Raw genomic sequence first — 26,504 nt, 5'->3', positions numbered from 1 at the left:
GCTAACTTCCGCTTCTACAATTGCTGCCAGTCAGCATATATATGGTTTTGTTCCTACGACACAAAGCCAAATTCAAGTATGATATAACGTCAATACAACTTGTACCACGCTTATATTTTATTAATCTATACTTGACATTTTTTACAACATGAACAATAAATACATTGATCTTATCGATCAATCTTTCGATTTTCCTCAGCCAGAATTTAAGCTTGAGGATAAAAACTTACAGTTTCACGATATTGATCTTATGAAACTAGTAGAGCAATATGGAGCACCATTAAAATTTACGTATTTGCCACAAATCTCTAATAACATTCAACGGGCTAAAAAATGGTTTGCTGATGCATTTGAGAAGTACGATTACAAAGGCAAATACAATTACTGCTATTGTACTAAAAGTTCGCATTTTAAGCATGTGTTAGATGAAGCATTAACTAATGATATTCATATTGAAATCTCTTCTGCTTTTGATATTGATATTATTAAAGCACTTAAAAAAGAAGGTAAAATAACCAATAAAACCTACGTATTAAGTAATGGCTTTAAACGCGAACAATACATTACTAATATTGCAGACCTTATAAATGATGGACATAAAAATGCCATTCCTATTATAGATAATTATGAAGAAATAGATTTATTATCTCAAGAAATTAAAGGCAAATTTCAAGTAGGTATTAGAATTGCTTCAGAAGAAGAACCAAAATTTGAATTTTACACCTCACGTTTAGGTATTGGGTATAAAAATATTGTGCCTTTTTACAAAAATCAAATACAGAAGAATAAAAAGGTAGAGCTTAAGATGTTACACTTTTTTATTAATACAGGTATTAGAGATAATGCCTATTACTGGAACGAATTGCACAAATGTTTAAAAGTCTATACAGCTTTAAAGAAAATATGTCCAACTTTAGATAGTTTGAATATTGGTGGAGGATTTCCAATTAAAAACTCATTGGCTTTCGATTTTGATTATGCCTATATGGTAGATGAAATTGTAAACCAAATTAAAATTGTTTGCGAAGAGGAAGAAGTAGCTACACCAAATATTTTTACAGAATTTGGCAGTTTTACAGTTGGTGAAAGTGGAGGAGCGATTTACAAAATCTTATACCAAAAACAACAGAACGATCGTGAAAAATGGAACATGATTAATTCTTCTTTTATCACAACACTACCAGATACTTGGGCTATTAACAAACGTTTTGTGATGTTACCAATAAACCGTTGGCAAGATAGCTATGAGCGTGTTCTTTTAGGAGGATTAACTTGTGATAGTGATGATTACTACAATAGCGAGCAACACGTAAATGCTATTTATTTGCCAAAATACAATAAAGACAAACCTTTATATATTGGCTTTTTTAATACAGGAGCTTATCAAGAAACCATTGGAGGATTTGGAGGGTTACAACATTGTTTAATACCTACACCAAAGCATGTTTTAATTCAAAAAGATGCCGACGGTAATTTAAATACTAAGGTATTTGCAGAGCAACAAAAAAGCGAAAATCTATTGGGTATCTTAGGTTATGATACCGAGAAAAAAGCGAAAATCGTAAAGACCGCTTCGCTTTCTGAAAGTAGAATATAGTTGAAGTTTATGAACATATAATTTGAATCGAATTATTTTACGTAAAAAATGAATTGAAACAAAAGGTTACACAAAACCATTTTGTCAGGTTGCGCACAGTCGAAACCTCTTTCAAGAATATAAAATAAAAATTTAAGTACAATTAAATAAGATTCCCGTTTTCACGGGATAAGATTATGAAAACAAAAACTTACGCTGGTATTCCAGAAGAATTAGCAAAATTAGAAACGGCTAAAATTGTATTAATTCCTGTACCTTATGATGGTACAAGTACATGGCAAAAAGGAGCAGACAAAGGTCCTGATGCGTTTTTAGATGCTTCGGCAAACATGGAACTTTACGATATTGAAACCGATTCTGAAGTGTATCAACAAGGTGTGTTTTTAGCAGATGCTGTCACAGAAAATGATTCTCCAGAAGCTATGGTAGAAGCAGTTCATCAAGCAACAAAACGATACATTAAGAAGAATAAATTTGTTACTGTTTTTGGTGGTGAACACTCTGTGTCTATCGGAACCATTAGAGCATTTAATGAAATGTTTGATGATTTAACGGTTTTACATATTGATGCACATGCCGATTTACGTGAAAGCTACGAAGGTTCTACATGCAACCATGCTTGTGCCGTTTATGAAGCGAGTCAAACGACAAACTTAATTCAAGTGGGTATTCGTTCTATGGATATCCTTGAAAAAACGGTTATGGATGATGAGAAAACCTATTTTGCTCATGAAATGGCCGAAGATGATAGTTGGATGGATGCTGCAATCGATCAAATGACAGATAACGTGTTTATTACTTTTGATTTAGATGCTTTTGATCCTTCAATTATGCCAAGTACGGGCACACCAGAACCAGGTGGTTTACTATATTATGAAACATTAGAATTCTTAAAACAAGTGTTTGAAGAAAAGAACGTAGTTGGTTTTGATATTGTAGAATTATGTCCTAATGAAAAGGAGAAATCTTCAGATTTCTTAGCGGCTAAATTGTATTACAAAATGTTAAGTTACAAATTTCAAGATCAAAATATAGAAGATGATTTTGAAAGTAATTTTAACAATTCAACTAACGAAGGAAACAAAAAATCTAAATTCAATACAGAAGATGACTACTAATAAAGGAGAAATTTCAAAATTTATAGAAAAGTATTACTTGCACTTTAACGCAGCAGCTTTAGTTGATGCGGCAAAAGGGTATGAAGAACAACTCAATTCTGGAGCAAAGATGTTAGTCTCTTTGGCTGGAGCTATGAGTACTGCAGAATTAGGTAAGATTTTTGCTGAAATGATTCGTAAAGATAAGGTGCAAATTGTGTCTTGTACTGGTGCAAATTTAGAAGAAGATATCATGAATTTAGTAGCACATAGCCATTACAAACGTGTGCCTCATTATAGAGATTTAACACCTCAAGACGAATGGGATTTATTAGAAAAAGGGTTAAATCGTGTTACAGATACTTGTATTCCTGAAGAGGAAGCGTTTAGACGTATTCAAGAACATATCGTTAAAATATGGAAAGATGCCGAAGCTAAAGGAGAGCGTTACCTGCCACATGAGTATATGTACAAATTATTGTTATCTGGTGTTTTAGAGGAGCATTATGAAATAGATTTAAAAGATTCTTGGATGTATGCTGCAGCAGAGAAAAACCTTCCTATTGTTTGTCCTGGTTGGGAAGACAGTACTATGGGGAATATTTTTGCTAGTTATGTTTTAAAAGGCGAGTTAAAAGCAAGTACCATGAAATCTGGAATAGAGTACATGACATTTTTAGCAGATTGGTATACCGATAACTCTGAAAATGGTATTGGATTTTTTCAAATAGGAGGAGGTATTGCAGGAGATTTTCCTATTTGCGTAGTGCCTATGTTATATCAAGATATGGAACGTACAGATACACCATTTTGGAGTTATTTCTGCCAAATTAGTGATAGTACAACCAGTTATGGATCTTATTCTGGAGCTGTTCCAAATGAAAAAATAACATGGGGAAAATTAGATATTAACACTCCTAAATTTATTATAGAAAGTGATGCGACCATTGTAGCACCATTAATTTTTGCTTATCTTTTAGATATGTAATGGAAGAGCATAGAATTGAAAATATAGAATTAAAGTTTTTAACCGTTGATGATTTTGAGGAATTAAAATCTGCAACCTTAGAATCTTATGGAGGTGTTTTAGATTCCTATTGGAAAAAACACCACATAGAGCGCTTAACATCTATTTTTCCTCAAGGGCAAGTGGTAATAAAAATTGATGGTAATATTGCAGGTTGTGCCTTGTCGCTTATTGTTGATTATGATAGTATTGATGACGAACATACGTATGCAGATATCATAAAAGGCGATTCGTTTAAGAAACACGACCCAAATGGTGATGTGCTTTACGGAATTGATGTTTTTATAAAACCAGAATATAGAGGTTTACGCTTAGGAAGACGGTTATACGATTACAGAAAAGAAATCTGTGAAAACCTAAATTTAAAAGGTATTGTTTTTGGTGGTAGAATGCCAAATTTTCATAAATATAAAGAGCTTACACCAAAAGAATATATTGAAAAAGTAAAGCGCAAGGAAATTCACGATCCGGTTTTAAATTTTCAAATTTCTAATGATTTTCATCCCGTTAGAGTTCTAAAAGGCTATTTAGAAGGAGATACAGCTTCAAATGAATATGCAGTTTTAATGGAATGGGATAATATTTATTATACCAAAAAAAGTAAAAGAACAAGTGCTATAAAAACAGTTGTTAGATTAGGCCTTATACAATGGCAAATGCGTACCTACAATAGTTTGGACGAATTAATGCAGCAGGTAGAATATTTTGTAGATAGTGTTGCGGCCTATAGGTCTGATTTTGCCTTGTTTCCAGAATTTTTTAACGCACCATTAATGGCAAAATACAATCATATGTACGAGCCAGATGCTATTAGAGAATTGGCAAAGTATACCGCTATTATTGTTGAAAAAATGCAACAATTATCAATCTCTTATAATATCAACATTATTACAGGTAGTATGCCAGAATTAATTGATAACAAGTTGTTTAATGTTGGGTATTTGTGTAGAAGAGATGGGAGTTTAGAGCGTTATGAGAAAATTCATATAACACCAGACGAAGCTAAAGTTTGGGGAATGCAAAGAGGCCATAAACTACAAACTTTTGAAACTGATGCAGGAAAAATAGGAATTTTAATTTGTTACGATTCAGAATTTCCAGAATTATCAAGGTTATTGGCAGAAGAAGGTATGGATATTTTATTTGTACCATTTTTAACCGATACACAAAATGGCTATTCTAGAGTACGCTTATGTGCTCAAGCTAGAGCTATTGAAAATGAGTGTTATGTTGCCATTGCAGGTAGTGTAGGAAATTTGCCTAATGTAAATAATATGGATATTCAATATGCACAGTCGGCTGTATTTACACCATGTGATTTTTCATTTCCTAGTAATGGAATAAAAGCAGAAGCGACTACTAATACAGAAATGATTCTAGTTGCAGATGTAGACTTGAGTTTATTAAGAGAATTACATTCCTTTGGAGCTGTAAAAAATTTAAAAGATCGAAGAAAAGATGTATATGATGTTATTCGTGTAAATAAATAAGTATTATATTTAAAAAAAAAATAGCTTCAGAAATATTATTAAAGAATGACATATCCATTGCTAAAAGTTTATCATGGAAAATCATTTTTAAAATGGATATAACATCTGACATATAGAAAAAAATAGAATTTACCTGATGAAACCAAAAGACGCACATTTAAAACGAGTTATAGTTGATTTTAAAAAATTAACACCAGAAATTTTAGCACTTCTGGTAGAGAAATATCCTGATGGATATGACGACGATAATGTTATCTCGTTTAAAAATGCAAAAAACGAAACAGTCGAAGCCGTAGAAGTCACTACAGAAGACACTAAGTATTTAGTAAAAGTAAGTACTAAGTTAGAACAGACGATGGAAAACTATGATGAAGATGATTATGAAGACTTTGCAGATGATGATCCAGATGCTGTAGTTGACCCAGATTTAGAGCCAGGAGCCGAAGGTGAAGATTTTGACTAAATTAGTGTTGCTACGTTAAGAATATTTTGTAATTTACTGTATGTTAAAATGTTATAAATTTTAAAATGGTTGAATTATGGAAACATCATTTCACATGTCGTTACCTTGTTTAAGTGTAGAAGAAACTAAAAATTTTTACATTAATAACATTGGAGCTTCCTTGGGAAGAGCTAACGAAAATTGGATAGATATAAATTTATTTGGTCATCAACTAACATTTATTCAAGCCGAGAAATTCAATTTCAATAGCCCAAATTATGTCTTTGAAGGTAAGATGTTGCCTTCATTTCATTTTGGTGTTATTGTAGATGTTGAAAAATGGGGAGAACTCTATGCAAAACTGAATAATCTGAATTTAAAAGTGGTAACTCAAACCACGTTTTTAAAAGATCAAACAGGTGAACATTTATCGTTTTTTATTAAAGATTCAAACGATTATATGTTAGAGTTTAAGAGTTTTAAAGACTCTGATGATATATTTAAAGTATAATGAATTACTTTTTATTTTAAAACAGAAATAGACAAAAAATAACGTCTTTTAAAGTTCCACAGTATTTATAACCAAGAGGTTGTAATCTAAAAGCATTTGGGCTTGAGGTGGCAAAATCCCAAAACCACAAACTAAAAATTTTAATTATTACTGAATTATTTCAGTATAAAATTTAATGCGATGAATACTAAAAAAATAACAGTATTTGTGCTTATGGTCATGGTTTTAAGCGCAAATGCATTTTCAATTACAAATCAAATTAATCAAAATAAGATTAAAGTAACTAAGGTTGCAACTTTTGATGGTTACGATGCAGAAGATGGCTATGCTTTTATTATTAGAGAAGATGAAGATGATGAAGACAGTGAGGCAATTGTTTATTTTACTGAAATCACAGAAGCTGCTCTAAAAGCAGTGAATCTAAAATCTAATGACCTTATTGGTAAGCGTTTTGAGATTATATATGAGGTTACAGAATATGAAGAAGAAGATGAAAACGGTTTTATAGAAACCTATGAGAGTTATAAATTAATACAGGTTAAGAGGTTGTAATTATAACATCAAACCAATAGCCAATAAAATAAGACTGCTAGGAAACTTGCAGTCTTTTTTGTTTTAAAACTTCCCCAACAAAAACGGAAATTATAATACTGTATTCTAAAGCAATAACCCATAAATTTTCAGAATTGTTAGTATTAGAATAGGCCAAATAACTTAGTACAATTACCAAAGACCAAACTAGTGGAAATTTATAATTGGTAAAAACACTTAATATTATTAAGGTTGCAATGTACCATGGGTGAACAGTTGTGCTTAAAAAAAAGTATAGGGTAAGTACTAAAAGCATTGAGGTTATTAAGTTTGGTAAATTAGTATGCTTTTTAAAGAATGTAAATCCTAAAATAATAAGCACTGAAATTAAGGGTAAAATTTTTCCAATAATGGCAATTTCATTATAACCCGTTATAGCATAACCAATGGCTCTTGCCAGATAATAAACACTAGCATTGAATTCAAAATTTCCAAACCAAAGTCCAACAGTTTTTGAGTAATTATTCAAAAATTCCATAGAAAAGAACGGTAAGAATAATAGCAATGTAGTTGCTCCTACAATGGCGTAGAATGTAATTAATTTTATGAATCCTAATGTATTATTTTGTTTATCTATGGTATTAGATGTAAACCATCCAAAAAATAAGGGCAACAACATTAGTGGAATTAATTTTACAGAAATAGAACAAGCCAAAACCACAGCAGCCCATTTCCATTTTCCAGAGAGTAATAAATACAATGACCAAATGAAAAAGAAAATCATGACACCTTCAAAATGAAGATTCCCTGTTAATTCTATGATAATAAACGGATTTAAAATGTACCAAAATATTCTACTTGAAGGTAATTTTAAGCGTTCTAAAAGTTTCTTTCCAAAATATAGTGTGCCAAGATCAGCTGCTATAATAACGAGCCTTAATCCAATAACTGAGCTTAGAATACTCTTTCCTGGTAATAGGTTGGCCAGAACAAAACAAAATTGATTTAAAGGAGGATAATTAGAAAAGTGAGAGGAGCTTAAGCTTCCCATGCCATTGTACAATTCTTGAGCTTGATTTATAGGGAATTTTAGATTATTAATAAAAGAATCTGGTGTGTATAGGTAAGGATTAAAACCTTCTAAAATCATACGGCCATCCCAAATAAAGCGATAAAAATCTTGAGATAAATTAGGGATAGCAAAAAGAAATAGCAATCTAAACAGAATAGAAAAACCAACTAAAAGTTTAAAGTTAAAACCGGTTTTCTTAATTATTTGAAAAGCTAAAAAAAAGAGAGTAATGTAAATTAGTAATAGTTCTATGGTGTCCCAACGCATTAAATCATACGCAAACCAAGCATAGAAAGCACTACTAATAATAAAAAATAGAAATGGAATTTTGTGATATTTCCAAAGCGCAATCACACTTTAGAACTTAATGATTTAAAAAATACATACCCAAAGCCAATAAATAGCATTAAGTGAAACGGAAACAATCCAAAGTCACCACCTTGGTCACCAACCACAAATGCACTGTACATACCAAAAGCAAAATAAAGCATTAAAATACCTTCAATAATAACATGAGGAGACATCTTTTTTATAATGTATTTGTTGCCTTTCCATGAATCTCTAATAGTGCTAATATTAAATTTAGGAGTTCTTACAAACTCGCTTCGTTTGCCTATATGACCTTCGATTACAGCAATAGAATTATGTAAAGAAAAGCCCATGGCGATAGAGAAAAAGGTGAAAAACATTCCTATATAACTAAAGAATTTTTTAAAACCACTACCATAAATATTACGGTACATAAACCAATAACACACAAAGAAAATAATAGTACTCATTACAAAGAAACTCATAATATAAAAGTAGTTTCTTAAATGCGCATATTCATTTTTTATATATAACATTGGAATACTTAAAATAGCCACTGTGAATATGCTTAAAAACATTGTACTATTTAATAAATGTAGTAAACCGTGAACTTTTGTTTTTGTAGAAATATTATCAGACTTTATAACACGCCAAAGCATTTTTCTAAAGTTTTCTGCTCCACCTTTATTCCAACGAAATTGTTGAGAACGTGCAGCACTAATAACAACTGGTAATTCAGCTGGAGTTTCTACATCTTCTAAATATTTAAATTCCCAGTTTTTTAGTTGTGCTCTATAACTTAAATCTAAATCTTCAGTAAGGGTGTCACCTTCCCAGTTACCTGCATCTATAATGCAAGTTTTTCTCCATACACCAGCGGTGCCGTTAAAATTTATAAAATGGCCTTTGCTATTTCTACCTACTTGTTCTAAAGTGAAATGAGCATCTAAAGCAAAAGCTTGAATTTTGGTTAATAAAGAATAATTTCTATTAATATGTCCCCAACGTGTTTGTACAACACCAATTTTTTCATTTTTAAAATAAGGAATGGTACGTTTTAACCAGTTAGGTTGTGGTAAAAAGTCAGCATCAAAAATAGCAATATACTCACCTTTAGCTATTTTTAAACCTTCTTTAAGCGCACCAGCTTTAAATCCGCTTCTATCTGTTCTCGTAATATGTGTAATATCTAAACCTGTTTTGGCCAACTGCTCTACATGTGCTTTTGTAGTTGCAATAGTCTCATCAGTAGAATCATCTAAAACTTGAATTTCTAATTTATCTTTTGGGTATTCTAAAAGCGCAATATTATCTAATAAACGCTTCATTACATACATTTCGTTATATACGGGAAGTTGAATGGTAACGAAAGGAATTTCTTCAGAATTGGAAAAATCAAAGGTTTCACAATCTTGCCTTTTCTTTTTCGAAGATAAATAATTATAAAGTAAATTTAGTTGCGCCAAAGCGTACATAAATATAAGTACAATGGCAATGGTGTATATAACAATAACGATTGATTCGAGAATCATTTTTTAAAACTGTATTTAAAAATCCAACCTAAGATTTTTATGCCTGCAAAGATAGCACCTTTTATCGTTCCTGAAACTTTTGAGACACCTATTCTGTTTCTATAATTAACAGGAATTTCCCTATAGTTTAATTTCTGTTTTAAAGCTTTTAATTGCATTTCAACAGTCCAACCATATGTTTTATCTTCCATATTTAAGCCTAAAAGGCTCTTGTATGTAATGGCTCTAAAGGGGCCTAAGTCTGTAAATGTTGAGCGGAAAAACAAGGCCATTAAGCTTGTTGCTAGCCAATTACCAAAAATTTGCGGAGAGGTCATAGAGCCTTCTTCTCGTAATTCTTTAACACGAGCACCAACTACAAAATCAATATTATCCTCTAAGATAGGTTGAATGATTTTTGTTAATTCTTCGGGGTAATCACTGTAGTCACCATCTAAAAAAACAACGATATCTGGTTTTTTTTCTAGTTTAGAAATATAATCCATGCCTTTTAAGCACGCATAACCATAACCTTTTCTGTTTTCGACTAAAACTGTTGCACCTGCATTTTTGGCGTTAATTTCAGTGTTGTCAGTAGAATTATTACTAACCACAATAATTTCATTGACAATAGAAGGTATGTCTTTTATGACGAGAGGAATTGATTCTTCTTCGTTATAAGCAGGAATAATAACTTTTATGTTGGGCATTTAGTGTATTTGAAAGTGTAAAAGTAATCTTCTTATTTTTGATTTACTAAATCCATTAAATCAACATCGTTTCCTAAAAGGACTTCTGTTGGATTAATACGTCCTTTCATAGAGTCATTTTCTAATTTTAAAACACCTCTTGGACAAACAGCAGAACAAATACCACAGCCAACACAACTAGAGCGTACGATGTTTTCTCCTTTTTGCGCATAGTGTCTTACATCAATACCCATTTCACAACTGTTAGAACAGTTACCACAAGAAATACATTGGCCACCATTAGTGGTAATTCTAAATTTTGAAAACAAACGCTGTTGGAATCCAAGAATTGCTGCCATAGGGCAACCAAAACGACACCAAGAACGGTTTCCTAAAATGGGATAAAATCCTGTACCAATAACTCCAGAAAAAATGGATCCAATATAAATGCCATAAGCAGATCTTAAGGCGCCAGCTTTAATATAAAATAGATGATCTGTGGTGCCTGTAAAATGCATAATCAATAAAAGAGCAATGACAATAAAAAATCCTATAGCTCCGTATTTTGCATCTTTTCCTAATTCTTGTCGTTTAAAGAACATCACTGCGGCAAATACTAAAGTTAAAAAGCCAATGACTAAGCTTATAAAAACACCTCTGGTCAGCCAGAAATCATTTTTATCATAGCCTAAGTAGGTGTACACCATGGCAACAGTCATTACAATAGAAAATACTAAAACGGTATGGATTAACCAACGTTCTAATTTCCAAGCCGACATTTTTTTAGACGATAATTGTCTAAAAGAATCACCAGCAGTTTCTGCTAATCCGCCACAACCACAAACCCAAGAGCAGTACCAACGTTTTCCATATTTATAAGTTAAGATTGGAGTTATAACAAAGATGGATAGGATACCAAATATGAGTAACGCCAAGCCAATATTTCCATTAGATAAAAATCCTTTTACAGACCATTCATCAAAAATGTAATAATTAAGAGGCCATATACTTTTAAGGTCGTAGTATGGTAAATCGTTGTTCATAACGTACATAAATTCAGGAATCAAAAAGGCAAAACCCAATTGAAAAAACATCACTGAAACGGTACGTAATTGTTGGTAACGATTATGTCTGTATTTTAGAATAAATTTATATCCAAAAGCTAAAATAGCAACGGTATACAAGGTGCCGTAAACAAACCATTGGCTCGCATTTCTGCCACTCAAGAGTTGACTCAAAGGATCAAATAAACTAATTAAACCCGTGTTTTCTGCTCCGTCAGTACCTAAACCTAGATATTTAGGAAAGAAATAAAGTACAATATAGAAGGTGGTTAAAATCACACCAACAATCCAACCCCAAACTCCACGAGAGGAAATAGATTTAAACCAAACACCATCATTCTTTATGCCTTCTAGTTTTGTAAGGTAAGCTTCTCTAGAATACATGATAATACCGCCAATTATAGATCCTAACGACAGTGTAAGAAATAAACCTTTATTGGGAAAATTAGTATTAAAAAGCGCTAAGGCTAAAATAAATAAGCCAATAACACCTATGGCAAGAGCTACTTTTTGTTTATTATTAATATCTAAAGCATCTGGTTTTGCTAAAGACATACTATGGTTTAATTTATTGCTCATTTTTATACTGGTTGTAACTGGTTAGTGTAGGCTTTTAAAATTTCGTTTTCAAATCTTGAATAAAATTCAGGATCAAAGTTGGCTTCAGAGAGGTGATTCATGACGTAATCCATGTCGCGTTTTTCAGTAAGCCATTTATCAAAAACGTCATGGCGCATTCTAATTCCAAAGGTGTTAATACCTAAAAATTTATGGGTATTTTTATCGTAAGCAACAGTTATACATTTGGTGTCGTCTTCATGTTTCCAATGAAAATGTTGTTCGTATTCTGGTCGTCCGCGTTCGCCAAATACCCAACCATAGGTTTGATATTCGATATCTAAAAATTTAGCAGAATTAAACCAATGGCCTGGTTTGTATTCCATTTTATTTCCGCAAATGGTTTGTGCTAAGGTTTCACCCATCATACGACCAGTGTACCAAACGGCTTCAATTGGTCTTCGGTTTCCAATAGCTTCATGCTGTTCGGCACAATCACCAATAGCATAGACATTTGGAATGTTGGTTTCCAAAAAACGATTCACTTTAACACCACGTCCTATTTCAATATCAGAATCTTTTAAAAAATCAATATTTGGTGTAACTCCTGCAGTTAAGCCAACCACATTACATTCTAGTTCTTCGCCGGTTTCTTCAATAATAACCGATTTTACATTGCCATTATCGTCTGAGTTAATGGCTTTCAGATTTGTAGAAAGTCGTAAATCGATATGATGATTTTTAATGTGCCTATTAATCATTTCACTTTCTCCTTTAGGCAATACACCATTCCAAAAGCTGTCTTCCCTAACAAGAAATGTTACAGGAATACTTCGGCTATTCAACATTTCAGCCAATTCAATACCTATTAATCCACCACCAACAATTACAGCACGTTTGCATACCTCATTATTGGGTGCATGTACTTCTAGATTTTCTAAATCTTGTTTGTGGTACATGCCCATTACACCGTTTAAATCTTGTCCTGGCCAACCAAATTTATTGGGTTTACTTCCTGTTGCAATAATTAATTTATCGTATTGAAGCGTATCACCTTCGGCAAAATGAAGTGTTTTAGTTGCTGTTTCAACCTGTTTTACGTAACCTTTTTTGAGTTCAATTCTGTTTTTTTTCCAGAACCAATTCTCGTAAGGTTGTGTGTGTTCAAACTTCATATGTCCCATATAAACATACATTAATGCTGTACGAGAGAAGAAATAATCGGCTTCGGCAGAGACGATAGTTATTCTTTTATCGGATAGTTTTCTGACGTGTCTTGCAAGCGTAACTCCAGAAATGCCGTTGCCAATAATAACGATGTGTTCCATATAATTGAGGTTGTTGATATGGACTATAGGTCGAAGCTTTTGTTAAAACCTTAATCTATTAGTCGAATTTCTTTAAATTTAGGCATAATTTTATAGTATGCGATATCTTTTTTACTTCCTTTTAAGCATCATTGTTATAAGTTGTGCTGCTGCAAAATACAAGCCTTTAAAAATAAATGGTGTCAGTTTTGTTGCGGCTAGGGATGCTATTGATAGTACACATACCAAACCGGTTGTTAATATAAATGCCAATGCTGCAGCTATTATGCCTTTTGGTTTTATAAAAGATGTTAATCATCCTGAAATAATTCATAATACAGAGCGTCAATGGTTTGGAGAGACTAGAGCTGGTGCTAAACAATACATAAAAACGTTACATAAAGACCATATTGAGGTGATGATAAAACCTCAAATTTGGATTTGGCATGGTGAATTTACAGGTTTATTAAAAATGAATACTGAAGCAGATTGGAAGTTATTAGAGTCCTCATACTCTAGTTTTATTCTTGAATATGCAGAATTGGCAGAAGAGGTAAACGTAGAAGTGTTTTGTATTGGCACTGAACTTGAAGAATTTGTTAAAAATAGACCAGAGTATTGGCAGCAATTAATTAAGGAGATTCGAGCGGTTTATTCAGGGAAACTAACTTACGCTGCTAATTGGGATGAATTCTGGACCACACCGTTTTGGTCAGAATTAGATTATGTAGGCATTGATGCTTATTTTCCGGTGAGCGATATGCAAACACCAACAATTGAAGATTGTATAAAAGGTTGGGAAAAACACACACAAGGTTTAAAAGCATTTTCTGAAAAATTAGACCGACCTATTTTATTTACAGAGTTTGGTTATAGAAGTGTTGATTATTCTGCTAAAGAACCTTGGCGCTATGATCGTTCTATGACTTCAGTGAATTTTGAAGCTCAAAACAATGCCACCCAAGCTCTATTTGAAGCCGTATGGCAAGAAGATTGGTTTGCTGGTGGTTATTTATGGAAATGGTTTATAGAACATAATAAAGCTGGAGGATTAGAAGACAATCAGTTTACTCCACAGAATAAGCCCGTTGAAGACATTATAAAGGCGCATTATAGTCAGTTTTAATTTAAAGTTTTGTAATGCTATAATATATTTAACGTCTGAGAGTTCAATTACTAATATGTATGAACTTAAAATTAATATTATTTATAGTAATACTTTGTTTAGGATGTTTAAGCTATTCACAAGATATCGTCATTACTGAGGTTGAAATTGAAGGCAATAAACGTACTAAGACTAAGTTTTTAAAACGTTTAGCTTTTGTAAAAAGAGGAAGCGTAGTAGATTCTACTATAATAGCTGCAGATGTAAGACGTTTTAAGTTGTTAGCTTCTGTTGCTAGTGCCTCGTCAAAATTAGAAAAAATTGAAGATGAAAACTACAGACTTATCTATACGATTGTTGAAAATTTTGCTATTATTCCTGGGTTAAATGTATCTCAAGATAATAATGATGATTTTGCATTTAGAACATCTGTTTTCGATTTTAACTTTCTTGGGCAAAACCAAATATTGGGTGGGTTTTATGCGAGAAATGTGTTTGATTCTTATGGGTTTTATTGGGAGGCACCCAATTTATTTACAAGAAAATTAGGAGTCGGTATTAATTACCAAAACAATGTATTACAAGATCCTATCTTTTTTGAAGATGGACGTGATGTTAATTATAAATCCACAAGTAGTGCCTTTGAATTAAGATTGATGTATGAACATAATTTTAAGAATAGATTCGAAATTGGTATAAACGTCGCTAATGAAGATTATAATTATTTGAGCGGAAATCTACCTCAAAGCATTCCAGAAAAATTAGGTGTCGATAGGGTAAGGGTTGTTGGTGAGTACGAGCATAACAATATTACCAATGAGTATCAATACATAGATGGGTTTAGAAGTGTTTTTACTTACAGTTTTACATTGCATTCTAATGGTGACAACGCATTGTTACGTAACTTTTTTATTGGTAGAAACGATTTTGAATATTTTAAACGTATTGGTAATAAAGGAAATTGGGCTAATAGACTTCGTTTAGGATATGCTACTAATGATACAACTCCATTTGCACCATTTGCATTAGATAATCAACTTAACTTAAGAGGAGTTGGAAATACCATTGATAGAGGTACGGCCTCTGTAGTATTAAATACAGAATATAGACATACAATACTAGAAAAAGGATGGTTTGCCATGCAAGCCAATGCGTTTATCGATGCTGGTACGTGGCAAGAGCCAGGTGGTAATCTCGGAGATTTAATTGAAGGAGAAAAAGCAAGCGCATTCACTGGTTTAGGTGTTCGGTTTATTCACAAGCGTATTTTTAATGCTGTCTTTCGTATAGATTATGGTGTTGGAATAGGAAAAAAAGCGAATAATGGTATTGTCTTTGGAATAGGGCAGTATTTTTAACGAGACTCAAAACAAGCAAGAGCTCTGCTCGAAGCTTGTTTTGTTATCCCAATGTATTGTTCTTGTTTATTATTCCATATCAATGGCTTTAAATTCTTTTAAAGCTTTATTAGGCTCAATAATATTATAACCCTTCCAAAACTCAGGATCGTATTGGTTTAATTGGGTTGGAGTAACAAGTGATTTTTCTTTGAAATTTTTAAAATCTGATTCAGATATGGCATCAGTTTCAAAAACTACAAGTTCTGTTTTTTCAATATTTCTAACGATAAAGTGAATGTCTCCTTTTAATTCATTTTGTTTACGTCTGCCTTTTACATTTTTATTTTTCTCTACAATTTTAAAAGGTCGTTTAATGCCAACGCGTTCGCCTAAAGACTCATCTCTGTATTTTAAAGTGTATTTATCATTGTCATTTTTTTGAAAGATGATTGTGCCTTCCTTTAAGTATTTTTTCATGGAAATGCCAAGAAGAGAAAACTTACTTAGTGGTTTTACATTTTTATAATCAACTCTTACAACTGCAAAATCTTCAGTATTCACATACATGGTACCAGAAAAGTCTTCACTGCGTTTGGGCTTAAACGGAATCACATACACAAACATATCATTGATATATGCATAATCTGCAATTTCAAATTCATAACGTCTCGATTTATGAATAAAGTTAAGATCATTATCTTCATCAATAAAGTTGTTGTTTTCAAAATTATGAATCATCATTTTTCGCCAATGTAAAAAGCCAATTTTACGAATAGAATCTCTTTTCTTTTGTTCGGCAAGTAAGGCATCTGTAGCGGCTTCATTTTTTTTATTTGTATCTCCAAATAATGAAGAATCCATTTCCTCTTTTACACTAAACCAACCCGATTTTATTTTAAAATACGAATCGCGTTTTACATACTTTTTAAAGATGTCATTAAAACGTTTTTCATAATTATCTAGGTTAATGTCTTTAGATTTATCATATAAACGACAAGCTTTTAGAATCTCCATTTTTTGAGAGGCCTTTGGTTCAATTTCACCGTAGATCTCACCTAAAATTTCAGTGTGATTACTATTGTTTTTAGGCATTATATGAAGCAAACTATCTATGAATTGCTGGTTGAATTCTGGTATGGTCGATTTTTCTAAACTCACATCGTATTTGTCCATTTCAGTATAATAGGATGTCCTATAAAAGAGTTTACGTTTGTTATAGCTGAAGTCGTAATTTACCGTTAAGCCTTCTTTTATTTTATCTAAAACTTCGTCGATGGTGTAATTTTTATTGGTGACTAGCACTTCCGATAAATCCACAGATTTTGATTCTAAATAAATAGGAGAATTGTTGAAGTTAAATAGTGAAATTCGTTTTTCTTCATACCCTAAACAACTTATCATTAATGAGTCTGTTGCTCTAATAGCACGTTTAATTGTAATATTAAATTCCCCATTATCATTACTAATAACACCTGTTTTTGAGTTAAATTGAATAGTTGCAAAAGGAATGGGTTGTTCTGTTTTTGCATCTAATAATGTTGAAGAAAAAGTTTCCTGTCCGTAAGATTGCGACACTATGCATAGGATAATCGCAATGATGATTTGATTGATTTTCATGATGAAGGATTGATTGGTTGATTTACAGCCAAAGTATAAGATTGATGGATTTTATAAACCCGATTTAAACTTTTATTAAGTAAGATTTATCTTAAATTTAACAACTTTAAGAATATTTAAGAGTCATTTTAATTAAAATGAACTGTCAACTTTAATAAAAATAGAAATAAAATGCGAATATTAGCCGTAGGAGATATACATGGAGGATTAAGAGGTTTAATTCAAATTATAGAAAGAGCAAACGTTAGCTCAGAGGATACATTGATTTTTTTAGGAGATTATGTTGATGGTTGGAGTCAATCGGCTCAAGTCATTCAATATTTAATTGAGTTGTCTAAAACAAATACCTGTATTTTTATAAAAGGAAATCATGATGTATGGTGTCAAAATTGGTTGGCTTCGGGTGTTGTAAATGATATTTGGTTTAATAACGGAGGAAAAGAAACTATTGAAAGTTATGAGGCATTTTCTAAAGAAGAAAAACTAATACATCTCGATTTTTTTGACGCTATGGCCTTATATCACATTGATGCTGAAAATCGCTTATTTCTTCATGCAGGTTTTACATCTATGCATGGTGTGGAGCGCGAATTACATAAAGAAAACTTCTATTTTGATAGAACGCTTTGGGAAATGGCATTAACGCTAGATAAAAATATCAAACAAGGATCAGTGCGTTATCCTAATCGCTTAAAGCATTATTCTGAAATTTATATTGGTCATACACCAACCATTAATTTTGGTGAAGACCAACCAATGCATTGTGCTAATGTCTGGAATGTTGATACAGGAGCCACCTTTACAGGGAAATTATCTGCTATAGATATTGATACAAAAGCCATTTTTCAAAGTGATAAACTAATGGATTTGTATCCAAATGAAATAGGACGAAATAAGAAAAAGTAAGCAATACTTAACAAATATTTTTTTTGTAATAATAGAGTAGATCTTGAGCAGACGCACCAAACCATTTTTTTACATAAATCGTCCAAAAATGATATTGTAGTTTCCAAACACCATGTTTACGATAGAGTCGTGCTGAGGTTGTCAATTTCTTATTGATAACCGTAAATTCATTCCGGGCATACAATTCATTAATCAGAATATTGTCTTCGTAGATAATATAGTTCTCGTTATAACCACCAATATCGTTAAACAGTGTTTTTGTAATAAACTGACTTTGGTCGCCACCTCTACTAGCACGCCAAGAAAATTGGGTAAGCCAACTGGCTAAACGTAACCACCAATGGTTACTGTCAAACTGCATTCTAAAACAACCTGCTTGATTACCTTTTTGAACTTCATTTAGAATAAATTGATCAAAATCTTTAGGTGGAAAAGAATCGGCATGAAGAAAATATAAAATACTTCCAATTGCATGCTTTGCACCCAAATTCATTTGTTTTGCTCTTCCTTTGTCTGAAGATAGTAACTTTATGTTTGGTCGAGCGCAGTTGAGACCTTTTGATTGGTTTGAATTCACTTCAGACCTGTCAGGTTTTTGAAGCCTGACAGGTCTAAGTATGTCCAAAGTACCATCTGTACTACCTCCATCAACCACTATAATTTCAGAAATGTTCTTAGACGACGAATTCTCTATTAAATGTGTTAACAAACGGCTAATAGTATCAGCCTCATTTAAAACAGGAATAATTATACTAATCATACAGTACTTACGATAAATTAATGATCGTAGTTTTAATCATTTAAATTCCAATTGTAATCGGTATAGCTTTTTTTAGCAGATTCTGAAATGGTAATGTCTGAGTATTGATTTAAGAAATCAATTAAGCTACCATCTTGCTCAAAATCCTTTTTAAACCACTTAAATATTTTTGAAATCTTGATGTTGTCTTTAGACAATTCGTTTTTAGACGTATCCGCTAAAAATTCTTTTGTAGCATTGGTTAATTGTGCATCTAAGTTTGAAGCTGTAAATGCTGTATTCTGAAGTTTTGGGCACGATACAGAAGCACAAACAATAGCAAAATGAATTCTAGGTTCATTCATTTTTCTTAGTATTTTATGCTCAATATCGTTTAGATTTTGCCAAGTATCACCCAATTTCCAAAGACGCTGATCCCAAGGATCTTTAATATCTTTTATACTTTTTGTTGGGTAATTTCTGAGGATTAAATCTATGGTTAAAGCGTTGTATGCATTAATCCAGTAAGCGAGTTTGTCGTTCTTAGTCCAATCATCATTAGGTTGGTATAATTTTAATAAATCAATATAACGCTGTAAAGTTTTTGATTCAGCTTTAAGACCTTTATAATTTACATTTCCATTTTCTGAAACATACTTTTTTAACAATGCATTAAAAATAGCATGATCAAAAGCTTCCGTATAAATAAGCTCTGTAGTTACTGAAATGCCATCATCACTGATGCTACCATCTTCCCCTAAGCTTATTTTAGTAGAATTATTGTCTTTTTTTTGTTCTGTAAAAACAACCTCAGAAGTATTTGTTTCTATAGCTTTATCTTGAGTTGTTTGTTGCAATCCACTACACGATAACGTAAATATTAAGGTGACAATTAAGGCTGATAAATATTTCATGTATGGTGTTTTTAGGTGTTAGATTTACTATTCTGAACTCTTGATGTCCTGTTTTTTTGAAAACGCAGGATACAATTCTTGTTTTAAAAAATCTTTAGGAAAATTTTCATCACCTTCAAAACCGAGTTCAATATCTCTACCATCGTGTGGTATATAATCGGTTTTAAAAATGTAATCCCATAGACTTAACGTTAGTCCAAAGTTTACACCATACCTTACATCTTCAGGTAATTCTTTTACATGATGCCAGATATGCATCTTAGGATTATTAAAAATGTATTTTAAAAATCCATAATCCCAACCCAAATTAGCATGGTTAAGATGACCAATAGCAATGCTAAAGAAATAAACAATAGCCACATCTTGTGCGTCAAAACCACCAATGATAGCAATAGGAATATAAAGTATAGATTTATAAACCACAGGTTCCATCCAATGGTAACGTAAGTGTGCGGCAAAGCCCATTTCTTTTACAGAATGATGCACTTTATGGAAATTCCATAACCATTCAAAACGGTGTAAAAGCCGATGCGTATTCCATTGTACAAAATCTGAAACAATAAAAAAGATAAATAAGCCTAACCACTTCGGGAGTTCATCAACATCAAAAAGTTGAAAGCTAGAAACAGATAGTCCAATAAGACCTAAAACATCATTAAACAGTTCTGAAACCGTATTAGATAAAGCAATAAAAACGATAAGATTCAACAAAAAGAAATTGAAAAACATGTAAAATGTATCTAGCCAAAAATCTTTTCGGAATAAGGCTTGCTCTTTTCTCCAAGGAAATGCAATTTCAAGAATCCAAACTAAAACAGAAATAAGGATGAGACCATAAAAAAAGTTGTCCCAATGATTGAGGTCAATGAGTTCGTATTTGAGGTAATTCCAGTATCCTGAATAGGAATTTTTAATGAGGTCTATATACTTTTCCATAGGTGCTTCCTGAGTAGGCAGGAATGTCTTTTGTTATCCTTCAAGGTTTTTAAATCCTTGCAGGTCTTTTTTTTATAAGGTCTTAATCAGCTCTTTAAAAAGCGTAATCATATTTGGTTCTGCTTTTTCGGCCATAGCAATGATTTCAGAAATATCAACGGGTTTTAAATTATCTGGATCACATTCGTCTGTTAATACAGAAACGGCAGCAACTTTTAAATTCAGGTGATTTGCCACAATAATTTCAGGAACCGTACTCATGCCAACAGCATCAGATCCCATGATTTTTAACATGCGATATTCGGCACGTGTTTCAAGTTGAGGGCCAACCACACTAGTATAAACACCTTTGTGTAACGTTATATTGTGTGCTTTAGCAATGCTTTCAAATTTCGCATTAATTTCGGCATCATAAGGTGCACTCATGTCTGCAAAACGTTCTCCTAATTCTGAAACGCCTTTAAACGCTAAAGGTGAACCTCCTTGAAGATTAATATGATCGTCAATAAGCATTAATTCTCCTTTTTTATAATTGAGATTAATGGCTCCGGAAGCATTAGAAACCAATAAGGTTGTTATACCTAGTTTTTCCATAATTCTTACCGGAAACGTTACATCTTGTAACGTGTAACCTTCATAAACATGAAAACGACCTTGCATAACAACTACCTTTTTACCTTCTAAAATGCCGTAAATAAGTTTGCCTTTATGAAACTCTACGGTTGCTGTAGGAAAGTTGGGAATGTGATTATAACTTGCTTCGGCTATAATTTCAATTTCATCAACTAATTGTCCTAAACCGGTACCTAAAATGATGCCGATTTCGGGTTGATCAAAGCCTTTGCCTTGTAAATATGCTGTGCTTTCTGTTATTTGGTTAATCATTGAGTTGCTGTATTTTTTCTTGTAATTTGATGTTCGATTTATAAAAGTCTGAAGCAATTAAGTCTTCATAGGTGTCAATATCGTTTAAAGTGTCCAAGATACCAACTGAAATTTGATTACTCTGTAACTCTTGTAACGTTAACTGAAATAAATTGGGTTGACTCCATGGTTTGTTGGTGAAAATTTCGGTATTCAATTTAGACATGCCTACTAAATAATAACCACCATCTTCTGCTGGACCAAAAACCACTTCACTCGTATTTAAGGCCTCTAATCCATTTTTTATATGTGTAGAATGAATGTCTGGTAAATCAGAACCAATCAATACGATGTTGTTATAGCCAGCATCAAATCCATCTTTAAAAGCGTTAAGCATGCGCTCACCTAAATCAGCTCCATATTGTACCGCTTTAAATTCACCTTTCCATTGGTCATCTACAATAGCATTAGAAAAATAAATGCGTTTATCTATGTCTAATTTCTGAGTTGCTTTTTCTGTGATTTTTACCAATTCGGTGTACACTTCAAACGCACCAAAATCGCCAATGGTTTTAGCGAGTCTTGTTTTTACAGTTCCTAATTTTATGTTTTTGACAAACACAATAACAAGTGATTTATTCATAGATTTTAATGCCTTTTAATAACCATTTACTCCAGTCTTTAGAGTAAGCGTGTACGTGATCTGTTTCCTTTTCTTCGGAATTATATACGGGAAAATTGTTGTTCTTCCATTCAAAAATACCACCAAATAAATTGTAAACATTAGTGTAGCCTTTCTTTTTAAGTTGTTCTGCAATGTCTTCAGATCGAATACCAACAGAACAATATACAACAATAGTTGATGTTGTATCAGGCAGTGATTTTATAACAGTATCTAAATCGAAATTATCGTAGCCAACATGTATAGCATCCTCAAGATGACTTACATTGTATTCTTTAAATTCTCTGGCATCCAGTAGAATAGCATTCGTTTTTGGCATGGCCAATTCTTGAACAGAAATATAAGGAATACGCTCTTTATTATGAATTTTCAATAACTCATGAAGGGTTTCTTGGCTATTTCCAAAGCAACTTAAGAGTAAAAACGATAAGATAATGAGGTTTCGCATTTGTGATTAGTATAAATAATTTGGTTAACCTTACAGTTCTAGTGGTTTTCCTTGCTGCTGTTTTTCGACTTCAGGTAAAATTTCCATGTTGTCCCAAATCCCTGAAACGATCGTTTTTGCATAAGATTCTGGAAGTAATCCGTTTAGCATTAATTTGTTAGTGAGCGTATGGTTATAGTCTAACTTACGAAAATTTACCTGCAAAGGTTTTGTCAAGTCATCCAAAATAGCAAACCAAACATTGGGATTTCCATCATTAGCAGGCATACCAATGACACCAGGATTTATCCAACGTTTATTATTGTTTTTGTGTTTGAAAGGTAAACCGCAATGACCAGCAATAATGATATCACTTTCAGTAGCTTCAAAATTAGAGTGCTTAGTAGCCCAAGCTGTTGATTTGAAAATAAATTCTGAAACATTAAAATACGAACCATGTACAACAGTCACCTTTTGATTTCCCATTGTGAATTTTATATGATCTGGAAGCGTTTCAAGATAGTTAAGTGAATCTTTAGAGAGTTTACTCTTCGCATAAGGATACCATTGTTGTGAAAAACCATCGCATCGTGAACCTTCTCTAAAATCGCAACCGCAATCGTCTTCATCATCACGTAATTGTATTTCTACATTACCAACAATACTTCTGGCGTTCCAATTTTTAAATGTCTGAATGGTTTCTTCGGGTTGTGCGCAATAACCAATAATATCGCCAGTGCAAAGACAATTTTCAGGTGGAATACCTTCATGTTCTGCCACAGCAATTAATGCTTCAAGGGCTTGAAGATTACTGTAAACACCACCAAAGAGTAATACTTTACCCGATAGTTCTCCTATGTCAACTATGTTTTTATTCATAACATTTTCCACGAAAGTGGACATCTTATTTATTTGATTTCAACCATTTCGGTATGAAATATAAAATATTACAACTTAAAATTCCCCAAATATTCACCCAAAGTAAATCGGCATACTTGCCTTCTGTAAAAATTAAGGCTTCCGGAAACACATTAAAAACCAAGATAAATCCAAATATTAATCCGGTAATAACGCTCAAATAGAAACTCATTTTGGGTACTTTAATGTTCCAAAACAGAAAGATAGGTGTTAAACCAATAACCATGGTTCCTGATATGGTGGTTGCGGATAAAATTTCGGCTTCAAGAAAAACGGGTAGTGTGCCTAATATAGCAATAGCTGCCATGGATGCTCTTCCAAAGGTGATATCGTTAACCATACCTAAATCAATCGCCAATAATTTTGAAAATGATGAAAACGTTGAGTCTAATGTTGAAGCGGCTGAGGTAATCATTATAAAATTAATGACTAATAAAATAACCACACCAAATGCTTTGCCGACTTCTACAGCGGCTTGACCTTTAAAGCCTTGGGTTTGTGCATAGACGCCAATAACACTAAATAGTATAATACAAATAGCACCTAATAAACTTGCCCATAAAAAGCTTTTTCGGGTGACTTTTGGTGAACTAATAAAGGCTCTATCTGTTAAAACCGGATCGTGAAACGGATAACTAAACGATTGAATAATGGCAGCGAAAAATAAATTCAAACCCAATTCAAAGCTCCACGTACCAGAAGTTACCACATCAGTAACGTTAAAGGTTTCTATAGAAAAGATATTCCATAAAATTACCATGAGCAGAATACCAAATAATACCATTTGTATCACATCGGTAAAAATAGAACTGCTTAAGCCTCCTTTTATCGCATACGCTAGAGTCAAAATGGTAAAAACAATAATCGCCCAATAATAATTGGAACTGCCTGTTTCGCCAAAATAACTACCAATAACCATCGTGTTACTCCAAACTTCATTGAATAACCTGATGGCAATCAGAATAGAAAATAAAGCCATGGCTCCTTTTCCGAATTTGGTGGTTAAAAACTGATGAATACTTTTAAATCCACCAACAACGCGCATTTTGTAAATTAGTAAACCAGCGACAGCAAAGGATACATAATAACCAGCATACGCAACGCCACCAACAATACCAAAGTCTAAACCTAAGTTGGCGGCGTTGGTAATGCTCTTGGCAAAAATCCAAGAAATGATAAGACTTCCTGTAAGCACTAAACTATTAGGTGCTTTCTTTTTATGAACCGCCTTAAAAAATTCGTCTGTAGTTTTTGCTAATGGTGATAATAGAAAGAGTAGTAAACTCGATACGATTATCAAGGTCCATTGCCAGTTAATTATATCCATGTGTGTTTATTCATTCCACCAAACCGGTACGTTTATACTATTGTTGTCTGTTGCGGTTGCTGCAACACTGTAATTTTCAAAATTTAAAGCTGCTTCCTCAGCAGGATAAGGCATTCTAATCGGAATTAAATCATTGTTTAAACTTGCTGAAATAGTTTGTAACTGAGGGAAACCTGTTCTTCGGTATTCTATCCAACCTTCGTAACCATTGATCACATTAGCAATCCATTTCTGCGTTAAGATTTGTTCCATCGGATTTGCACCAATTGCATCATAAGCCGCAGGACCAGAGAGGTAATCTGCAGGTAATGCTGTGTTCCAATATTCGAAAGCTAAAGTGACTCCGGAATTATAAAGCGTTTGTGCATCTGCGTTGATAATGCCTTTGGCAGCCGCTTCGGCTAAGGCAAATTGCACTTCCCAAGCGGTAATAAAATTAGCGTCTAAAGTTGAGGTGTCTTCTCGAAAAGCAGTACTTGCTAGAGAATAATTAGCTAAAGCAATAGACGTTGAGGATGCGTCAATACCGTTTAGCAAGCCATTAAATTCATTGGCAGTTGAATTAGAAAATGGTCGGAATAAACTTGAAAGTCGTGTGTCATTCAAACCGACTAAAATCGTTTCCATTGTTTCGGATAAGACAAAATTGTTGAAATCACCAATGCGTAATTGTGCTAACCTAAAACTGTTTGGGTCTGTATTGGTAAAATTGAAAATAGCATTTTCACTGTTGGAAGTGATATAATTACCTTCATCAAAAAGGGATTGTAAATCATTAGAAACATCAATTTTATCTGAAATACGCACCAAATGTTTAATTTTTAAAGCATTCGCGAATTTTATCCAAGCGTCTAAGTTGCCATTAAATAAAATATCTCCTTCTAACGGAATCACATCCGTATAGGCTTCAATAGCCGCAATGCCTTTATCTAAGTTGTCTAAAATGCCGTTTTCATTGAGGTAAATCTCTTCTTGCAAATCATATGCTGGTGTTACTGTACCGTTAATGCCATTAAAAGCTTCAAAATAAGGCACATCTCCAAATAAACCGGTTAAACCAGCAGCCATATAAGCCTTAAGAATTAAAGCAGGACCTTCATAAACAGCAAAGGTTTCTGTGGTTCTGGCTTGGTTGAGAATAATCTCATTATCTCTTAAATTGGTATAAAAAATAGGCCAAGGATTACCACCCAATTGTGGTGATTTTAGCGCATGTCTATCAAATAAATTAAAATCTAAAGCGGTTCTGTGTTGCGCTAATAAATCGCCAGCAACAAAACCTTCGTAGCTCATGTTTTCGCCAAAATCGTAAATCACTTGTCGCAGTAATAAACTAGGCTGAACAGAACTTGGTGCATTTGGATTGGTATTAATGTCTTCAAAATCTTTGGTACAGCTTGTGGTAAAAATCAAGCTTAAAACCGAAACGATATATATAATTTTTTTCATTGAAAATTTTATTTTCATTCCCTTAAAAAAGGGAAGCTTATTATTTTGTTCACTATTCTTGAGATTCTCATTGTT

Annotated in this window: 25 protein-coding genes; 10 read left to right on the top strand and 15 right to left on the bottom strand. The window is 32.8% G+C overall.

Translation table 11 applies throughout. The features are described from left to right. Positions 1 to 148: 148 nt before the first annotated feature. From ABD730_RS15630 to ABD730_RS15600, 7 genes are all read left to right on the top strand, one after another. A complete protein-coding gene (locus tag ABD730_RS15630; protein WP_344715857.1) occupies positions 149 to 1,597 on the top strand; it encodes a type III PLP-dependent enzyme domain-containing protein in 1,449 nt (482 codons plus the stop codon). 176 nt (positions 1,598 to 1,773) lie between these two features. Beyond that, entirely contained in the window at positions 1,774 to 2,715 is a 942-nt protein-coding gene (speB, locus tag ABD730_RS15625; RefSeq protein WP_344715855.1) for an agmatinase, read from the top strand. Further along, positions 2,705 to 3,682: a deoxyhypusine synthase family protein gene (locus ABD730_RS15620; RefSeq protein ID WP_215927097.1), complete on the top strand. Its 978-nt coding sequence runs from the start codon at positions 2,705 to 2,707 to the stop codon at positions 3,680 to 3,682. Before speB ends, ABD730_RS15620 begins: the two co-directional genes overlap by 11 nt. Then, positions 3,682 to 5,211 carry a bifunctional GNAT family N-acetyltransferase/carbon-nitrogen hydrolase family protein gene (locus ABD730_RS15615; protein WP_344715854.1) on the top strand — a complete coding sequence of 510 codons (1,530 nt, stop codon included), beginning with the start codon at positions 3,682 to 3,684 and terminating at the stop codon, positions 5,209 to 5,211. The genes ABD730_RS15620 and ABD730_RS15615 overlap by 1 nt, the downstream gene beginning before the upstream one ends. A 136-nt stretch (positions 5,212 to 5,347) precedes the next feature. Next, positions 5,348 to 5,674 carry a hypothetical protein gene (locus tag ABD730_RS15610; RefSeq protein WP_215927101.1) on the top strand — a complete coding sequence of 109 codons (327 nt, stop codon included), beginning with the start codon at positions 5,348 to 5,350 and terminating at the stop codon, positions 5,672 to 5,674. A gap of 76 nt (positions 5,675 to 5,750) precedes the next feature. Next, complete coding sequence (locus tag ABD730_RS15605) at positions 5,751 to 6,164, top strand: VOC family protein (RefSeq protein ID WP_215927103.1); 414 nt, start codon at positions 5,751 to 5,753, stop codon at positions 6,162 to 6,164. A gap of 180 nt (positions 6,165 to 6,344) precedes the next feature. Further along, positions 6,345 to 6,716 carry a hypothetical protein gene (locus ABD730_RS15600; RefSeq protein ID WP_215927105.1) on the top strand — a complete coding sequence of 124 codons (372 nt, stop codon included), beginning with the start codon at positions 6,345 to 6,347 and terminating at the stop codon, positions 6,714 to 6,716. Between the two features lie 37 nt (positions 6,717 to 6,753). On the opposite strand, the gene ABD730_RS15595 is transcribed toward ABD730_RS15600, so the two are convergent. The 5 genes from ABD730_RS15595 to ABD730_RS15575 are packed head-to-tail and all read right to left on the bottom strand — an operon-like array spanning position 6,754 to position 13,226. Next, a complete protein-coding gene (locus ABD730_RS15595; protein ID WP_334465351.1) occupies positions 6,754 to 8,121 on the bottom strand; it encodes an MptA/MptB family glycosyltransferase in 1,368 nt (455 codons plus the stop codon). Continuing rightward, the gene (locus ABD730_RS15590; RefSeq protein ID WP_282030506.1) at positions 8,118 to 9,608 is read right to left on the bottom strand and encodes a cellulose synthase family protein; all 1,491 of its coding nucleotides are present in this window, start codon (positions 9,606 to 9,608) and stop codon (positions 8,118 to 8,120) included. The genes ABD730_RS15595 and ABD730_RS15590 overlap by 4 nt, the downstream gene beginning before the upstream one ends. After that, entirely contained in the window at positions 9,605 to 10,297 is a 693-nt protein-coding gene (locus tag ABD730_RS15585; protein WP_344715851.1) for a glycosyltransferase family 2 protein, read from the bottom strand. Before ABD730_RS15585 ends, ABD730_RS15590 begins: the two co-directional genes overlap by 4 nt. A gap of 32 nt (positions 10,298 to 10,329) precedes the next feature. Next, positions 10,330 to 11,919 carry a 4Fe-4S binding protein gene (locus ABD730_RS15580; protein WP_215927109.1) on the bottom strand — a complete coding sequence of 530 codons (1,590 nt, stop codon included), beginning with the start codon at positions 11,917 to 11,919 and terminating at the stop codon, positions 10,330 to 10,332. Positions 11,920 to 11,921: 2 nt separating this feature from the next. Then, positions 11,922 to 13,226: an NAD(P)/FAD-dependent oxidoreductase gene (locus ABD730_RS15575; RefSeq protein ID WP_344715849.1), complete on the bottom strand. Its 1,305-nt coding sequence runs from the start codon at positions 13,224 to 13,226 to the stop codon at positions 11,922 to 11,924. Positions 13,227 to 13,323: 97 nt separating this feature from the next. Between ABD730_RS15575 and ABD730_RS15570 the strand changes: the two genes are divergently transcribed. Together ABD730_RS15570 and ABD730_RS15565 are read left to right on the top strand one after the other, a co-directional pair. Next, a complete protein-coding gene (locus ABD730_RS15570) occupies positions 13,324 to 14,331 on the top strand; it encodes a glycoside hydrolase family 113 (RefSeq protein ID WP_334465341.1) in 1,008 nt (335 codons plus the stop codon). 59 nt (positions 14,332 to 14,390) lie between these two features. Next, positions 14,391 to 15,668 carry a BamA/TamA family outer membrane protein gene (locus ABD730_RS15565; protein WP_344715847.1) on the top strand — a complete coding sequence of 426 codons (1,278 nt, stop codon included), beginning with the start codon at positions 14,391 to 14,393 and terminating at the stop codon, positions 15,666 to 15,668. A gap of 69 nt (positions 15,669 to 15,737) precedes the next feature. Here the strand turns inward: ABD730_RS15565 and ABD730_RS15560 are convergent, their stop codons facing one another. Beyond that, positions 15,738 to 17,267: a carboxypeptidase-like regulatory domain-containing protein gene (locus ABD730_RS15560; protein ID WP_334465335.1), complete on the bottom strand. Its 1,530-nt coding sequence runs from the start codon at positions 17,265 to 17,267 to the stop codon at positions 15,738 to 15,740. Between the two features lie 171 nt (positions 17,268 to 17,438). Here ABD730_RS15560 and ABD730_RS15555 point away from each other — a divergent pair, with 171 nt between their 5' ends. Continuing rightward, positions 17,439 to 18,173, top strand: coding sequence for a metallophosphoesterase family protein (locus tag ABD730_RS15555; RefSeq protein ID WP_334465332.1), 735 nt, complete (start codon positions 17,439 to 17,441; stop codon positions 18,171 to 18,173). 7 nt (positions 18,174 to 18,180) lie between these two features. Here ABD730_RS15555 and ABD730_RS15550 read toward each other — a convergent pair whose 3' ends face one another. From ABD730_RS15550 to ABD730_RS15510, 9 genes are all read right to left on the bottom strand, one after another. Beyond that, positions 18,181 to 18,933, bottom strand: a complete 753-nt coding sequence (locus ABD730_RS15550) for a TIGR04283 family arsenosugar biosynthesis glycosyltransferase (protein WP_344715845.1) — start codon at positions 18,931 to 18,933, stop codon at positions 18,181 to 18,183. Positions 18,934 to 18,965: 32 nt separating this feature from the next. After that, positions 18,966 to 19,826, bottom strand: coding sequence for a DUF547 domain-containing protein (locus ABD730_RS15545; RefSeq protein ID WP_344715844.1), 861 nt, complete (start codon positions 19,824 to 19,826; stop codon positions 18,966 to 18,968). A 27-nt stretch (positions 19,827 to 19,853) separates the two neighbouring features. Beyond that, positions 19,854 to 20,762: a sterol desaturase family protein gene (locus tag ABD730_RS15540; RefSeq protein WP_282030515.1), complete on the bottom strand. Its 909-nt coding sequence runs from the start codon at positions 20,760 to 20,762 to the stop codon at positions 19,854 to 19,856. A 72-nt stretch (positions 20,763 to 20,834) separates the two neighbouring features. Next, positions 20,835 to 21,647, bottom strand: a complete 813-nt coding sequence (locus ABD730_RS15535; RefSeq protein ID WP_282030516.1) for a purine-nucleoside phosphorylase — start codon at positions 21,645 to 21,647, stop codon at positions 20,835 to 20,837. Continuing rightward, positions 21,640 to 22,269, bottom strand: a complete 630-nt coding sequence (locus tag ABD730_RS15530) for a TIGR04282 family arsenosugar biosynthesis glycosyltransferase (protein ID WP_282030517.1) — start codon at positions 22,267 to 22,269, stop codon at positions 21,640 to 21,642. The genes ABD730_RS15535 and ABD730_RS15530 overlap by 8 nt, the downstream gene beginning before the upstream one ends. Then, positions 22,262 to 22,756, bottom strand: a complete 495-nt coding sequence (locus ABD730_RS15525; RefSeq protein ID WP_344715839.1) for a rhodanese-like domain-containing protein — start codon at positions 22,754 to 22,756, stop codon at positions 22,262 to 22,264. The genes ABD730_RS15530 and ABD730_RS15525 overlap by 8 nt, the downstream gene beginning before the upstream one ends. 30 nt (positions 22,757 to 22,786) lie before the next feature. Next, a complete protein-coding gene (locus tag ABD730_RS15520; protein ID WP_344715837.1) occupies positions 22,787 to 23,614 on the bottom strand; it encodes a metallophosphoesterase family protein in 828 nt (275 codons plus the stop codon). A 25-nt stretch (positions 23,615 to 23,639) separates the two neighbouring features. Beyond that, positions 23,640 to 24,980, bottom strand: a complete 1,341-nt coding sequence (locus ABD730_RS15515) for a sodium:solute symporter family transporter (RefSeq protein ID WP_344715835.1) — start codon at positions 24,978 to 24,980, stop codon at positions 23,640 to 23,642. Positions 24,981 to 24,986: 6 nt separating this feature from the next. Beyond that, entirely contained in the window at positions 24,987 to 26,429 is a 1,443-nt protein-coding gene (locus tag ABD730_RS15510) for a SusD/RagB family nutrient-binding outer membrane lipoprotein (RefSeq protein WP_344715833.1), read from the bottom strand. Between the last annotated feature and the right edge of the window lie 75 nt (positions 26,430 to 26,504).

It is taken from the genome of Winogradskyella damuponensis (assembly GCF_039538385.1).
GTDB lineage: Bacteria > Bacteroidota > Bacteroidia > Flavobacteriales > Flavobacteriaceae > Winogradskyella > Winogradskyella damuponensis.
Note: the sequence above shows the minus strand (reverse complement) of the source record. Positions and strands in the feature narration are given on the sequence as shown.